Source organism: Psychrobacillus vulpis, assembly GCF_006861825.1.
Lineage (GTDB): Bacteria > Bacillota > Bacilli > Bacillales_A > Planococcaceae > Psychrobacillus > Psychrobacillus vulpis.
In genome coordinates, this window is record NZ_VDGI01000004.1 from 37,070 (window position 1) to 51,118 (window position 14,049).

At 32.6% G+C, this 14,049-nt stretch carries 12 protein-coding genes, 2 pseudogenes, 1 riboswitch and 1 other annotated feature; of the genes and pseudogenes, 5 read left to right on the forward strand and 9 right to left on the reverse strand.

Annotated elements, in window-relative coordinates:
• Positions 1-43: 43 nt before the first annotated feature.
• Entirely contained in the window at positions 44-748 is a 705-nt protein-coding gene (locus FG384_RS05890) for a metallophosphoesterase family protein (protein ID WP_142641666.1), read from the forward strand.
• 279 nt (positions 749-1,027) lie between these two features.
• Here FG384_RS05890 and ileS read toward each other — a convergent pair whose 3' ends face one another.
• The 5 genes and pseudogenes from ileS to FG384_RS05910 form a co-directional block, all read right to left on the reverse strand.
• Positions 1,028-4,117, reverse strand: a complete 3,090-nt coding sequence (gene ileS, locus FG384_RS05895) for an isoleucine--tRNA ligase (protein ID WP_142641667.1) — start codon at positions 4,115-4,117, stop codon at positions 1,028-1,030.
• A gap of 55 nt (positions 4,118-4,172) precedes the next feature.
• Positions 4,173-4,415: a binding site (T-box leader), on the reverse strand.
• Positions 4,416-4,557: 142 nt separating this feature from the next.
• A pseudogene (locus FG384_RS05900) lies at positions 4,558-5,111 on the reverse strand (GNAT family N-acetyltransferase).
• An 85-nt stretch (positions 5,112-5,196) separates the two neighbouring features.
• Positions 5,197-5,421 carry a hypothetical protein gene (locus tag FG384_RS05905; RefSeq protein WP_142641668.1) on the reverse strand — a complete coding sequence of 75 codons (225 nt, stop codon included), beginning with the start codon at positions 5,419-5,421 and terminating at the stop codon, positions 5,197-5,199.
• A gap of 158 nt (positions 5,422-5,579) precedes the next feature.
• Positions 5,580-5,711: a hypothetical protein gene (locus tag FG384_RS20280; RefSeq protein ID WP_276612733.1), complete on the reverse strand. Its 132-nt coding sequence runs from the start codon at positions 5,709-5,711 to the stop codon at positions 5,580-5,582.
• Between the two features lies 1 nt (position 5,712).
• A complete protein-coding gene (locus FG384_RS05910; RefSeq protein ID WP_142641669.1) occupies positions 5,713-7,020 on the reverse strand; it encodes a helix-turn-helix domain-containing protein in 1,308 nt (435 codons plus the stop codon).
• A gap of 541 nt (positions 7,021-7,561) precedes the next feature.
• Here FG384_RS05910 and FG384_RS05915 point away from each other — a divergent pair.
• From FG384_RS05915 to FG384_RS05925, 3 genes are read left to right on the forward strand one after another with little or no spacing between them, the layout of a single operon-like run.
• On the forward strand, positions 7,562-8,077 hold the full coding sequence (locus FG384_RS05915; protein WP_142641670.1) for a sigma-70 family RNA polymerase sigma factor: 516 nt from the start codon (positions 7,562-7,564) through the stop codon (positions 8,075-8,077).
• Positions 8,070-8,243: a YvrJ family protein gene (locus FG384_RS05920; protein WP_142641671.1), complete on the forward strand. Its 174-nt coding sequence runs from the start codon at positions 8,070-8,072 to the stop codon at positions 8,241-8,243. Before FG384_RS05915 ends, FG384_RS05920 begins: the two co-directional genes overlap by 8 nt.
• A gap of 1 nt (position 8,244) precedes the next feature.
• Complete coding sequence (locus FG384_RS05925; RefSeq protein WP_142641672.1) at positions 8,245-8,442, forward strand: hypothetical protein; 198 nt, start codon at positions 8,245-8,247, stop codon at positions 8,440-8,442.
• Between the two features lie 166 nt (positions 8,443-8,608).
• Here FG384_RS05925 and FG384_RS05930 read toward each other — a convergent pair whose 3' ends face one another.
• The 4 genes from FG384_RS05930 to FG384_RS05945 form a co-directional block, all read right to left on the reverse strand.
• Positions 8,609-9,250, reverse strand: coding sequence for a hypothetical protein (locus FG384_RS05930; RefSeq protein WP_142641673.1), 642 nt, complete (start codon positions 9,248-9,250; stop codon positions 8,609-8,611).
• Between the two features lie 17 nt (positions 9,251-9,267).
• Complete coding sequence (locus tag FG384_RS05935) at positions 9,268-9,909, reverse strand: HD domain-containing protein (protein ID WP_142641674.1); 642 nt, start codon at positions 9,907-9,909, stop codon at positions 9,268-9,270.
• The gene (locus tag FG384_RS05940) at positions 9,906-10,562 is read right to left on the reverse strand and encodes an HAD family hydrolase (protein WP_142641675.1); all 657 of its coding nucleotides are present in this window, start codon (positions 10,560-10,562) and stop codon (positions 9,906-9,908) included. The genes FG384_RS05935 and FG384_RS05940 overlap by 4 nt, the downstream gene beginning before the upstream one ends.
• 117 nt (positions 10,563-10,679) lie before the next feature.
• Entirely contained in the window at positions 10,680-11,570 is an 891-nt protein-coding gene (locus tag FG384_RS05945; protein WP_142641676.1) for an alpha/beta fold hydrolase, read from the reverse strand.
• Positions 11,571-11,797: 227 nt separating this feature from the next.
• Positions 11,798-11,963, forward strand: a riboswitch (M-box (ykoK) riboswitch).
• Positions 11,964-12,212: 249 nt separating this feature from the next.
• On the opposite strand from FG384_RS05945, the pseudogene mgtE reads away from it, so the two are divergent.
• Positions 12,213-13,571: pseudogene (mgtE, locus tag FG384_RS05950) on the forward strand (magnesium transporter).
• Positions 13,572-14,049: the final 478 nt, after the last annotated feature.

Sequence of the window (14,049 nt, forward strand, 5' to 3'; positions counted from 1 at the left end):
TTATTAGTTAAATACATATCCAATTTAGAGAGAAGCGAAATAAATGAACAGAACCCTTTTAATAAGTGATATTCACGGTGAACTAGAGAAATTTGAGAAGTTGCTAGAAAAAGTAGTATACAACAAAGAGAAAGATCAACTAATCCTATTAGGTGATTATGTAGATCGAGGTCCTAATGCAAAAGGGGTTATCGAGAAAGTAATGAAACTAAAAGAAAATGGTGCTCGGGTTCTTAAGGGTAACCATGAAGACATGATGATCAGAGCGTTAACGACAGATGTGGAGAAATCATGGAACCACTGGGTTAAAAGGTGTGGAGGAGATAAAACCTTATTTAGCTATGGGTTTTCTGAGAACGATATTACAGTAAGTGAAGAAAATTTTCAAAAACCTCAATTACATTCAGAAGAACTTATAAAACACTTAAAATTCGTACAAGATTTAGAAATGTATATCGAAACAGATGATTACATTTTTGTACACGCAGGTGTGCACCCGACGACACCTATTACTGAAACAGATCCACATAAATTATTATGGATTCGAGATGAATTTCATAAAGAATACAACGGTAACAAAACCGTTATATTTGGGCATACAGAAACAAACTCACTTCATCAAAATCCAGAAAATAACAATGTGTTTTTCGGAAACAATCGAATTATAGGAATTGATGGTGGAGCAGTGTATGGTGGACAATTAAATTGCCTTGAGTTGCCTAGTAAGAAAGTATTCTTTGTAATATAAAATTTTAAACATTCTTCCGTTTCAACGACTATTAGACAAATACAATAGCGAATGGTTTCTCGATAAAATGGAGAAACCATTCGCCTAGTTAAACAAAATCTTTTCTAATTCATATTTGAGATGATTTGTTTTACCTTATTAGATGCATTGAATTTTAAATCACGCAAAAGGATTCAAGTCATAGATAGTTTTGTTTTTGTATCTTCGCAATCACAAGATGAAAAAGGGAGCTGTTCTGCGACCTTTCTTTTTACTTTTCATAATATCCACCTGTGAATATTAGTTTGCAGGTGTTATTTGCAAAGAAACTTTATGATTTGCAATTGTCATTTCTGTTCCCTCTTCAATATTATCTTTTATCTGTAATTTACGCATTAACAAGTTTTGTTGTAACATCTGCTTATACTTTTCAATTACTATTTGCAGTTCTTCGTCTGTTTTTAAAGCAATATCTACACGCATATCGATAGGAAGGTTTAATTGCTTTCTATAAGATTGGATTGCGCGAATCAATTCACGAGCCATTCCTTCTTGTAGGAGTTCTTCTGTTAGAGAAAGATCTAAAGTAACGGTATACTCCCCATTTGTTGCAGAAGCATATCCTTCCCTTGCTACTTTTTCTATTAGTACATCTTCTAGCATTATTTTAACTTTTTCCCCTATAGTTCCCTCTATAGAGCCCGACTGTATAAGTTGTTTTACTTGCTCCTCATTTAAAGATTGGAGCCATGTATTAATTGCATTCGACTGCTTTCCAAATTTCGATCCCGCTTTTTTAAAGTCGAGTTTTATCAATGTTGATACAAATTTCTCATCATTGTCTATTTGCTCAAATAGCTTAACATTTAATTCGTCTTTTATAATATCCTCATACAATTTCCAATTTACATCTTTATTTGAGCTCATTAATGATAAACTACCTAAAGGTTGTTTAACTTTTAATGAGGTCGTATTTCGTATACTTCTTCCTAACTCTACGACTTGAAGAACTGCATCCATTTCTTTTTCAAGTTTTTCATTTATCACGTTTTCGTCATGAATTGGATAAGCTGATAAATGTACACTTTCACCAGTTAAACTCATAAATACATCTTCTGCAATAAAAGGGGTCAATGGTGCTAATAATTGGCTAATTTTTGTTAACACCTCGTAAAGAGTTTGATATGCAGCAGCTTTTTCAGGATTCATATTAGTCGACCAGAATCTTTCTCTAGAGCGTCTTACATACCAATTACTTACTTGCTCCAATAACTTGGCAATTTCTCTAGCCGCGTTTGTAAAGTGATAATCATCTAAGTTAACGTGAACTGTTTTTATCGTGCTATTCAAGCGAGATAATATCCATTCATCCAATTTATTTTTATTTACTTCATACGAACCTTTTGGGTTGTAGTTATCCAAATTAGCATATAACGTATAAAAACTATGAACATTGTCTAGTGTATCAACTAATTTGGATTTAGCCTCTTGTACAATACGTTCTGAGAAACGTTTCGGATTCCAAGGTGCACTATCTACTAATAATGCCCATCTTAATGAGTCAGCACCGAATTTTTGAATTAGCTCTACAGGATCTAGTGCATTCCCTTTACTTTTAGACATTTTTTGTCCGTTTTCATCTAAAATATGCCCTAGAGATAATACACGTTTGTATGGAGCTTTACCTGTAAACAATGTAGACACTGCTAATAAGCTGTAAAACCATCCACGAGTTTGATCAATTCCTTCAATAACAACATCTGCGGGGGATTGCTTTTCGAAAAGCTCTTTATTCTCGAAAGGATAATGGTATTGTGCGAATGGCATAGATCCACTATCGAACCAAACATCAATTACTTCTGGTGTTCTTATCATTGTTCCTTCACACTGTGAACATTTTAGCTTAATAGTATCAACGTATGGCTTATGCAAATCTACGTCCTCTAGTGGAAAAAGGGAATGATTTTTTAAATCCTCCATACTTTTAGGTGCATATTCGTGATCACACGCTTCACATTGCCAAATATTTAACGGTGTTCCCCAATAACGTTTACGACTAATATTCCAGTCTACCATTTGCTCTAAAAAGTTTCCGAATCTCCCATGTTTTATATGTTCCGGATGCCAAGTAACCGTATCATTATTTTGTATAAATTGTTCTTTTAGGGCAGTTGTTTTAATAAACCAACTGTCGTTAGCGTAATACAATAAAGGTGAATCACAGCGCCAGCAGTGGGGATAACTATGCTCGTATTTTTCTTTACTAAATAATAATTCTCTTTCAGCAAGATTACGAACAATATCCACGTCACAGTCTTTGACAAATCTACCTTCAAAGCCTGTGACATCTGCAGTATACTTACCTTTTTCATCTACAACATTAATAAAAGACAAGTTATTTTCTTTCACAACACGATAATCTTCTTCTCCGTATGCAGGAGCTAAATGGACAATTCCTGTACCACTTTCAGCAGATACATAATCAGCCATTATCACTTTATGCCCGTTCTCCACATTAACAAAATTAAATAATGGTTCATAAGGAATGTCTATTAAATCTGACCCAAGATGTACAGAAATTATTTCATAGTTTTCTTTTAAAACGGATTCTACTAATGCTTCTGCTAAAACGAAAATGTTATTCCCATGTTTCGCTCTAACATATTTCAACATTGGATTAACAGCTAACGCAACATTTGCTGGTAATGTCCAAGGGGTTGTCGTCCATCCAAGAAAGAATTCATTATCCCTATCTTTTATTTTAAATTTGGCTGTCGCAGATAAATCTTTTACAATTTTGTACCCTTGTGACACTTCATGAGAACTAAGAGATGTTTGACAACTCGGACAATACGGCGAAACTCGATGGCCTTTCTGAAGCAATCCTTTCTCATGAATTGATCCAAGAATATTCCATTCGCTCTCAATATACGAATTACTCAATGTTAAGTATGGATCATCCATATCTACCCAATAACCGAGCTGCTTAGTAAATTCTCGCCACTGTTTTTCGTAAACAAAAACACTTTCTTTACATTTTTCAATAAATGCTTCCACACCGTATTTTTCGATTTCGTTTTTCCCTGAAATACCTAATTGCTTTTCAACACCTAACTCTACAGGAAGCCCATGCGTATCCCAACCAGCTTTTCTAATGACTTGATGACCTGTCATTGTTTTATATCTTGCAACAACGTCTTTTATTGTTCTTCCTAATGCATGACCAACATGTGGTAACCCATTAGCTGTAGGTGGTCCTTCGTAAAAGACAAATGAAGGATGCTGTTCTCTTATTTCAATCGATTTATTAAATGTCTCCTCTTTTGCCCATTGTCTTCTTATCCGTGCTTCCCTTTGCAAAACAGTTTCTTTGTTGTTCGTTGTAACCAATTGATATCACTCCTAATTGTTTTATATAAAAACATACAAAAAACCCGTCCCTGTAGAAAGGGACGGGTTTAACCGCGATACCACCCTAATTCTATTGAAAACATTTATTTTCAATAGCACTTAGCCACGTACTATCATACGCGTTCCTTTTAACGGTAGACACCCGGTCTCACTTACTTTAATTCAGCTCGACTTCTCAGAGAGGATTTTCACTTGGGATCTGAACACCGGCTTTCAGCATCTACCGGCTCTCTTTAGAACAGTTTCACAAATTACTTTTTCTCATCAACGAATTTGTATGGTTTTATTGTGGATAAATTTATCATAAAGCTACACTCATTGTCAATCAAATTGAAGGTGCATTTCCAGTATTATTAAAAACGTGAATACAGCATACCTTATTTAAGTCATTCCATAATTCTACATACAATTTAGGCAAGTTAATTTCTATTTTGATAATAAATTAGCATGTCCGTCCATTCCTCTTTTTCTAAAGAAAATCGTTCTCTCTTACATTCAAATTTAAAACCAGCTCGCTCTGCTAATTTTTTGGATGGTACATTATCGGTATTAATATGTAATTCAATACGGTGAAAGTTCAATTCAAAAAAGAATAATTCAGTTGCTGCTTTTACACTTTCCAAACCATATCCATTTTTCCAAAACTGATTATGTATGGAATATCCCATCATTGCCCACTGGTAATCCATTCTTAAAATTGTAAATAGTTCTACTTTACCTCATTAACACCATCTTCTTTTCGAAATAATCCTAAATTGTACATTTCATCTCTCTCAGAAGCTTGTTGAAATCCTTCAATCCAATTGGTAAACCATTCTTTTGAGTAATTGGACATATTTGATTGTCCATCATCGTATTTATATTGAGATGGTAGACGATTGTTGAATCCCGAATACCAATTAGCATAATCTTCTACTAAAAACGGTCTAATGATAAGATTTTTTGTCTCTTTATATAAAGTTGTTTTTTTCAAATGTAAATCACCCCACTTAAATAAAGAAAGAACCTCATTTTGAAAGAATAATTGTCAAAACAAGGTCACCATATATTGAACTGCATTACAAAAGAATTTGTTTTCTTTCCGGTTTAAGTCTTTTAAATTTAATATAATTCCCGAAAGCCGTTACGAAAGATATTAGAGCGACTATTTTTAAAACATGAAAAGGATTCAAACCTAATTGGGAACCAAAAATACTTGGAATACTGGCACTAGTTAATAGTAATGCTGTTGTACCTAAAGAAATCGAAAACCAAATCGTTTTTCGGATTTTAGTTAATTCCAAACCTTTTACCATCTCCTTTTATAGATCGATATTTCCATCAATACATGTAAAAACTAACTTAAGTACTATTTTCATTGCAAAGTTAAAGACACTCATCAGCTTCAAATACCTTGAAGCTGATGAGTACTATACAAATACTAGATCTCTATAACTTTCTATTAAAAGAAAGATTTGTCTATAGATGTTGGTCTAGGCGCTTCTTCTTCAGCAAATTTACTCGCTTTCGGTGTAAAACTTAACGTCAATAGGAAAGCTAAAGTTAAACATATTAATAAGTTTTTCTTTTTCATTTCAGAAATCCTCCCATTTCTTAATAAAATTTTGTTTGAACAAAACTTGATTGGATTTTTGATAATACAAACTAGCTGCTTTAAACTTATTTTGTTCAAAATAGTAATTTGCTAATAAAATAGAATACTTTTGTACATGGCGATCATCATGAACCATTTCGAAAAAATTTATACTTTTCTTTAGTACCGACTCAAGGTCATTTGTTAATGAATGAAGAGCCCTATATATTTCAAAGTGCCAATAATAGGAATCAGTTTCAATATTAATTTTATGCTTTACTTCCTCTATAGCTTCAAGACCTTTTTTACACCATCTAAGGACCGCTTCATGATCAGCTTGCTTGGAATACTCCTTAATAATAGAAAGAATAGTTATTAAATATCCTTCCACATTATTGTTATCTTCCTTGCTCTTTAGACTGAGCTTATAATACTCAATTGCCTTATCATGACTCTCCTGGATTGCATGCAATGAACCAATGTTTTGATAGATCATTCCCTCATAATTAGACACTTTATAATCTTTCACAAGTTTTTTGGCTAAATAATAGTTCTTCTCTGCTTCTTCGTATCTCCTCATTTTTTTGTGCGCCATACCCATAACGATATAACTATCAATAGCTCTTTCAAATAACAAATTATCTTTATAGTACATTAGTGATTTTGATGCATGATTAATCGTGTTAAAGAGTTCATTACATTTGAAATAAATCAAGCTCAAAATATTGTGATAATCTGCCACCTCCCATTCCTCAATTGATATATTATTCATTAATTTCCTTGTGCCCTCTAATTGGTTTAATGCTTTATAATAATCACCATTTAAATAATAGTACAGACTTAGATTTAAATTACTTATAAATCTTTGCTTGTCGTCGAAATGATGTTCCATTTTTTTTATAACATCATATGTCGATTGTAAGTTCTCAATCTTTTCATTCAATATTAACATCAGTCGAAACATAAAGAGGTTATAAGTATAAAAATTGCTCAATTGTAACAAATATATCTTTTGGACAGAGAATCTTCGCAAGGATTCTTTGATTATCTTCTTATCTCTCAGAATAACTCCATTTTTATACAGTTCAAAAATATCTTCTAAAAACTTATTTTCCTCTTCGTTTGACACTTTTGTTATCTCTAAATTTAGCCTATCCAGTAATAAATTTATGACTTCCTCACTTGGAACAGTTGAATTATTTTCAATTTTGCTGAGATAGGATGTAGAACAGATACCTTTTGCCAATACAGTCTGTTTAATATTCTGGTTTAATCTCTCCTGTTTGATGATATATCCTATACTACTCATTTTTCCCCACCTCTATGAATGTAGTACATGTATTAATTCGTTAACAAAGTAAAAATACCTTTATCAATCGTTCGACATATTGTGACAGTTCGTACAGGTCTAAGAACTGTTAATGATAAATATAATACATTTATATGCAAAACATCCTAAATTTATTATGAATTATTAAAATTTCCTTCTTTCGAGAAATATGAATTAATTAAGTGAGGATAAAGGTAAAAATATAGAGAAATTTCCCAACCTATTTTTGTACTAAAAAAGGATAAATTTTAGTAAAATTTAGGAAAGATATTTAATTATTTACCAATTAATTCATAACTGATTTTGCCTATCGGACAAGTAAACCTCCTATTTAATTTAGAGCAAATATGCCCCTATTCCATTTATTGAACTTAAATAAGATTTATTTTTAAAGTGGTTGTCAAATGATCAAATAAATCCCCTTTATAGGACAAGATAAATCTTTAATCCAGAAAATAACCCATTATTTTTCACACGCCAAAATCAGAACGTAGATTCTTTTCTGTGGAGGAGTGATAAAATGAATCCGGAAAAACTAAAAGTAGTTCAAGAGTTCCTAAAATGTCCTGCAAACAGAGCACTTCTTGAAGAGTATCATGCTACTAATTCAGAAGAAATAAAATTAATAATTGATAATAAATTTAAGAAATTTTATCAAAACTTTAGAATTTTATCCTATCTAATAAAGGTAGTGCACTATGAAAGTAAACATTTTGATAGAAAAGTTCGCGATCATAGAAATCGGTACCAACTTACCCTTACGGATAATATAGATATTTCCCCAATTTACTACGAGAAATCTTTTTCAGATTCACTTGGTCTATCTGAAGATATTTTGGACCATATATCAAACGATAAACTATTTAATTGTTTAAGAAATCTTACAGGTAGGCAAAAAGAAATACTTTCACTTGTTTTCGTTAGGCAAATGACTGATAAAGAAATTGGTCAGTATTTAGGTATTACACCTCAAGCAGTCTCAAAGACAAGAAGAAATGTAATTAAATATATAAGAAAGGAGCTTACTTATGATTGATGCAGGGAACATCGTACAATTAATTGGCAACTTTGGATTTCCAATTGTAGTTACCATTTATCTATTGCATCGTTTTGAGAATAAAATAGACTCCATTGTAAACGCCATTCATAGTATGGAAAACTCGGTGAACAACACAGTAGAAAAAAAGAAAGGAGGAAAATAAAGTGGACGAATATGATATCCTGTCAATTTTGAAACAACTAGAACCAAAGCTGAAGAGTGTATTATTTCAAACAAGCGATGACTACCGTGAAGACCTCGAACAAGATTTAATAGAGCGTATTATTAAAATCATTAAAAATAATATTAATCACGACTGTCCAGGATTTTTTGACTTTTTAGGTGAAGAACTGTTTGTTTAGTTAAACTGGTCTACTTTATGAAGGGGTGAACATTCTATTAATAGAATAACAATTACATTATTGGAAATAACCCCATCTGTATGTAGATGGGGTTAATTTGTTTATTATCGTACTTTCGTTTCATTAACGAGATGTACTATCTATTATCAGTTGGGCTGTTGCGCACTCAAGTAGTAAAATGAGTAACCAAGGCATTTAATGGATTAATAATAATTGTTGAAGTCTCATTCTCTACATTTGTAGATGCTTGTACCATTGATAATTGGGCAACGGAGATCACTTTCTTTCCGTCCTTAATAGCATTTTTCAAGGACTTGGAAACTTCTTGATTGTATTCTTCTTTTAGTCCTCGCATTAACAATTCAAATGCATTATCAATAACAAAAGCTTCCACATCTAATTCTTTTTGATGAGATTTGGCATACTGATGCAGTCGCTCCATTGTACCTGAAACAGTTGCAGCATTTGTAAAAAAAATCACCTGAGAATCCTTTATATTACAAATTACTTCAAAAAAAGGCTCATCAATTTTTATTATCGGGATGGATTCCGAAAGTTGACTATCGTTTAATAAAGCAATGTAGTTCGTACAAGTGATAAGAATTGCATCTATATTACTTTTGGCAATCCATTCAATTTGTTCGTTAACCTTATTTTGAGCTTCGAATTTCTGTAGTCTTCCATCACTTGTTAAAAGGTTCATTAATCCAGGATCTACAAAATGAATTAATTCAATCTGATCTGATGAAAGGGCACTTTCTATGTAATCAATATTCGAATAATGTGCGTGTAAGCATGCTAACTTCATTTAATCTCTCCAATTAATTAATATTCTATATTTGTATAGATTGTTTTTTCCACACCTGGAAGGAGCGAATAAATACTCATATCAATTAATGATTCTATCTCTTTTTTTATCTTATAAAAACCCTTCCAGCGGATCGCAGTATATGAATTAGTCCCATGTCTTAAACCAACTGAAATAAGACGTTTTTCAAGTGTCGTAAATCCGTTTTCATCAGCTAAAGCATCGCACAATGTGATTACCTTATTGTAAATATCGTATTTAGCGTTCTCCTTTAATACTTGTACTAGCTTTTCTTTCATAAATGGTGGGACATATTCCCATTCAGCAGAGTTTTCTATATGGTTATTTTCACAAGGAAAAGAATGTGTCACACATATAATAGCATTCCCTTTAAAGCCAAGTTCATCCAAGTAAACATAACCGTCATATGAGTGTATAACAGATTTGGTAAATCCCTTGTACCTACCTATATCATGTAAAAGTCCCGCATTATAAGCAATGTCACAATCCAGATTAAACCCTCTAATCTTTAGTTCTAACATGATGTTTTCAGCAGCTTTTGCTACATTCAGTGAATGTTTATACCAAGGGCCAGGGTTTTGTTGGTAAGCATGCTCCAATAATTCTTTTGCATACGTTCTATCCGTTATATAATTCATATGCCAAAATGAAGTGTGGTTTCAGTTAGCACTTGTTTAAATTGTTTTATTTCCTTCATTATTAAATTCGGCTTTGTAATAAAATCAAGCGTTTGATAATCTGCTAACCAATGTACTCCAATCGTATAAACATCGGCACGAACTCCCGCTAGTATATCTGCCTCACTGTCCCCTACAAATATTGCTTCATCTTTTTGTACATCTAAAAGAGCTAATGCCTTTATTATTCCCTCTGGATGGGGTTTCGGATCTATTACATCATCCCCAGTTATTATTACATCAAACAGATCTTCCATATCCAGAGCTTTCAACGAGATATCTAAGCTTCTTTTTGCCTTTCCTGTAACAATCCCGAGCTTAATACCTTTTTCTTTTATATATCTTAATAAATCATCAATATCGCTATTTCTTTCAACTAATTGTTTATGTTTTTCAAAATACTTTTCATAATACATTTCGATTGCTTGTTCTTTGTTTAGATCTAGAAGATTCTCTCTAATTATCCCTGTCTCCGAAGGACCAAACATGGCTTTTATATCTTCAGAAGTAAGGTCTTTATTATCGTATTGTTTAAAAACATGTTGAAATGCGTAATAACAAATAGGTAAAGTATTAGCAAGAGTGCCGTCAAAGTCAAAAATTATAGCTTTCATAGAGTACCTCCAAATATCGTAATATATATATTCCTAATTTTACTAAAATTTTATATTTTATCATACTATGTATTTAACAATAAGCTATTGGCATAATGATTCGAAAATTATTAGATACTATATAAGTACTTTATTTATTGCTTCTATCAAAATGTCAGGTCTATCAAGATAAATAGAATGAGTAGATTGTTTTGCAAAAATTAACTCGCTATTTTGGGACAGATTACATTGTTTCCTAATAAGTTCTTGCCAAGTTTTCTCAAATAATCTTATCTCCCACTCTGGTAACCCTTCTTCAATCCCAATTTCGATATTATAGTCCTTATCACGCCCAATAACCACGAGGGGAATATCATTGATTCCACCTAATCTCTTTATAATCTGCGCATCCTTCTTCCAGTTTTCCACTTCAGCCTTCATTGTTTTATATAATTCAGGTTTCAGTTGAAATTCGATTAAGTGTTGTTGAACATCATGTCGTAGCAGTTTTTGCTTTTTCGTAAGTGTAGGATTAATTATTTTTCTTAATTCTTCCTTAGTAAGTAAAGAATAACTCATACATTTCCGAATCCATTCCTCATCTGATGATTCTTCATTTATTATTGGTAAATCTAGCATATCTAACATCTCTAAATCCTCTGAAGTAGAATCTACTAAGACTAGTCCTCTTACTTTTTGAGGATACATTTTCACAAAATGCTGTGCACACAATCCACCATACGAATGGCCTACCATTAATACTGGTTCCTCAATTTCCAGTAATTTTAACAATATATTAGTTTCTTCGACTGTTTGAATTGTGTTACGTTCCCTTTCACTGACTTCACTTTCTCCAAGTCCAGGTCTATGAAACATGATAACTCTATTAGTATCACTAATAGATTCTGTTACCTCGTACCATTCTTCAAAAGAACAACCCATTCCGGTTAGTATAACTATAGGTGTACCTTTTTTTCCTTTAAGTACAAACTCGAATCGCTTATTATTAATCATAACAAATTGATGCATAGTTAACTCATCCTTGCTTCAGTAATATGGGGAAAAAGGGTGTATGTAAAAAATGAAATAATAATCCACTACATATATATACGATATCATTCCTATAAAATCCTTCACTAGTGTTGTTTTGAGTCAATCAATATAGTGGGAAAACTTAATCATTGGTCAAAATGAAGTAATATTAATATAAACCGTTGACTTCTTCAGGATATTCCATTAGAGTGGTTTTGCAAACTAAATATCCTCGTTAGGTGAGGCTCCTGTGTAGGAGATATGCTACTGCACAAAAATGTCGAAAGACGCCAATGGGTCAACAGAAACTATCGACATAAGGTGGTTTTTAATGTAGCTGGCGTTGTCCTATGCCACACAGTGCTAAAGCTCTACGAATGGAGGAACAGATTTTCTGTAATATTTTTGGCATGCAGAGTAATGTATATATACCGTATCTAACACCTTCATTTGTAATGAAGGTGTTTTTCATTTTTTTGGGAGGTGAGGAGTAATGGATAACTATTCAGAACCCGACTCGAAGCATAAATTCCAAGTAAGTACAAAGATTAAGAAAGGGGAATTTTAAAATATTTTTCTTGCTCTTGTCATTTCATTTGCGAAAAATATTTTTTTACTCCTCGAAAAGGAGTGTCGAAAATGATACAAGACATGACAGAAGACCAAATAACTCTTCAAATTATAAAAGCATTAAAAGAAGGAAAAAATAAAGAATTTCAAGAAATGTTAGCTGAACTCCAACCTTATGATACTGCAAGAATTTTTGAGTGCCTTCCAGAAAAACATCATACACGATTTTTGATATTCCTTACTCCAGAACAAATCGCTGAGTTAATTCAAGAACTTGAAAAAGCACATCAATTAATAATTCTTACTAAGTTAGGAATTGAAAAATCAGGTCAAATAATGGATTTAATGGATAACGATGACCTAGCTTAATTGTTACAAAACCTATCACCTAATAAAATTGAAGAACTTCTTTCATCTATGAAACAAGAGGAATCTAAAATTGTTCAAAATATTATGAACTATCCTCCTGAGACAGCGGGAAGAATAATGACAAACCGTTTTGTATGGATTCCACAACACTATACGGTACGTGAAACAGTAGATAAACTTAAAATATTTGCAGAGTTCTCGGAATCGATTAACTATCTATACGTAATTGATAATGATAAAAAATTAGTTGGTGTTGTCTCCTATCGAGATTTGATAATCAGTGATGAATACGAAAAAATTCAAGATATAATGTATAGTCGCGTTATATCAGTTTCTGCATATGCTGATCAAGAAGAAGTAGCTCGTGTTATTGAGCGTTATGATTTTCTATCCATTCCTGTTATAGAAAGTAATAGTGAGTTAGTAGGAATTGTAACGGTTGATGATATTATTGATGTTGTCATTAGGGAAGCAAACGAAGACATTGAAAAACTTTCTGCATCTGGTAAAGCTATTGATTTTGATACTAAGGCACACGTGGCAGCATATCGCCGACTTCCTTGGCTTATTTTACTTTTGTTTATCGGATTAGTATCTGGAACTATTATCAGTGGTTTTTCTGAAACATTGTCCAATGTGGTTGCACTTGCTTTCTTTATGCCAATGGTTTCAGGTATGACTGGAAATACTGGCACTCAATCTTTAGCTGTTGTTGTAAGAGGTTTAATTAGTAATGATACAGATAATAATGTCGTTTTTAAGCTTATTCTTCGAGAATTAAAAGTGGGATTAATAATAGGAATTACATGTGGAATATTAATATCTATTATTGCTTTTGTATGGCAAGGAAAACATGTTCTTGGTTTTGTAGTTGGAAGCTCATTATTTATTACTCTAATTATCGGGACTTTAGCAGGAACCATCATTCCTCTAATTTTATATAAACTTAAGATCGATCCAGCAGTGGCTTCTGGTCCATTAATTACTACAGTAAATGATATATTATCATTGCTTATTTACTTTGGTATTGCAACAATGTTTATTTCAAAACTGATGTAGATACCAAGACCAACTTCAATTTTACTTGGTACCCAATTAGAATTATTAGTTAAAGAGCGTGTTTTGATTTTACATTTCAAAACACGCTCTTTTCTTTTTTTCGATATTACAATTATGCCCAGTTCCAGCGTGCGTGGAGGCCACTGAAAAACTCTATTTAATATTTTTGTAGGAACTATTTGCTTAATTTATTTAAGAGAATTTAGCGCGACGCATGAGACTCCTGCGGGAAAGCGAGACAGACGAGACCCCGCACGAAGGAGGAGGCTCGTCGCTCGCCCGCGGAAAGCGAATGCCAAAGCGATAAATTCTCTTAACGACTATTTGATAGAAAATTTATTAGAATAATACTTTTTCAGTGGCCTCGCGTGCGTGCAAACGAGGCCAAATAAATATTTTTTTGATAAATTCCTGACTCTAGGGGCGGATTTTTTTATATCCTGAATTCCTATGAGATGTTGCTGATACTTATGGAGAA

Coding starts and splice junctions, on each gene's coding strand:
- FG384_RS05935 (WP_142641674.1), bottom strand. CDS start 9,909: ATGAATTATATAACGGATAGAACGTATGCAAAAGAATTATTGGAGCAT.
- FG384_RS05930 (WP_142641673.1), bottom strand. CDS start 9,250: ATGAAGTTAGCATGCTTACACGCACATTATTCGAATATTGATTACATA.
- FG384_RS05920 (WP_142641671.1), top strand. CDS start 8,070: ATGATTGATGCAGGGAACATCGTACAATTAATTGGCAACTTTGGATTT.
- FG384_RS05940 (WP_142641675.1), bottom strand. CDS start 10,562: ATGAAAGCTATAATTTTTGACTTTGACGGCACTCTTGCTAATACTTTA.
- FG384_RS05910 (WP_142641669.1), bottom strand. CDS start 7,020: ATGAGTAGTATAGGATATATCATCAAACAGGAGAGATTAAACCAGAAT.
- FG384_RS20280 (WP_276612733.1), bottom strand. CDS start 5,711: ATGAAAAAGAAAAACTTATTAATATGTTTAACTTTAGCTTTCCTATTG.
- FG384_RS05890 (WP_142641666.1), top strand. CDS start 44: ATGAACAGAACCCTTTTAATAAGTGATATTCACGGTGAACTAGAGAAA.
- FG384_RS05945 (WP_142641676.1), bottom strand. CDS start 11,570: ATGCATCAATTTGTTATGATTAATAATAAGCGATTCGAGTTTGTACTT.
- FG384_RS05915 (WP_142641670.1), top strand. CDS start 7,562: ATGAATCCGGAAAAACTAAAAGTAGTTCAAGAGTTCCTAAAATGTCCT.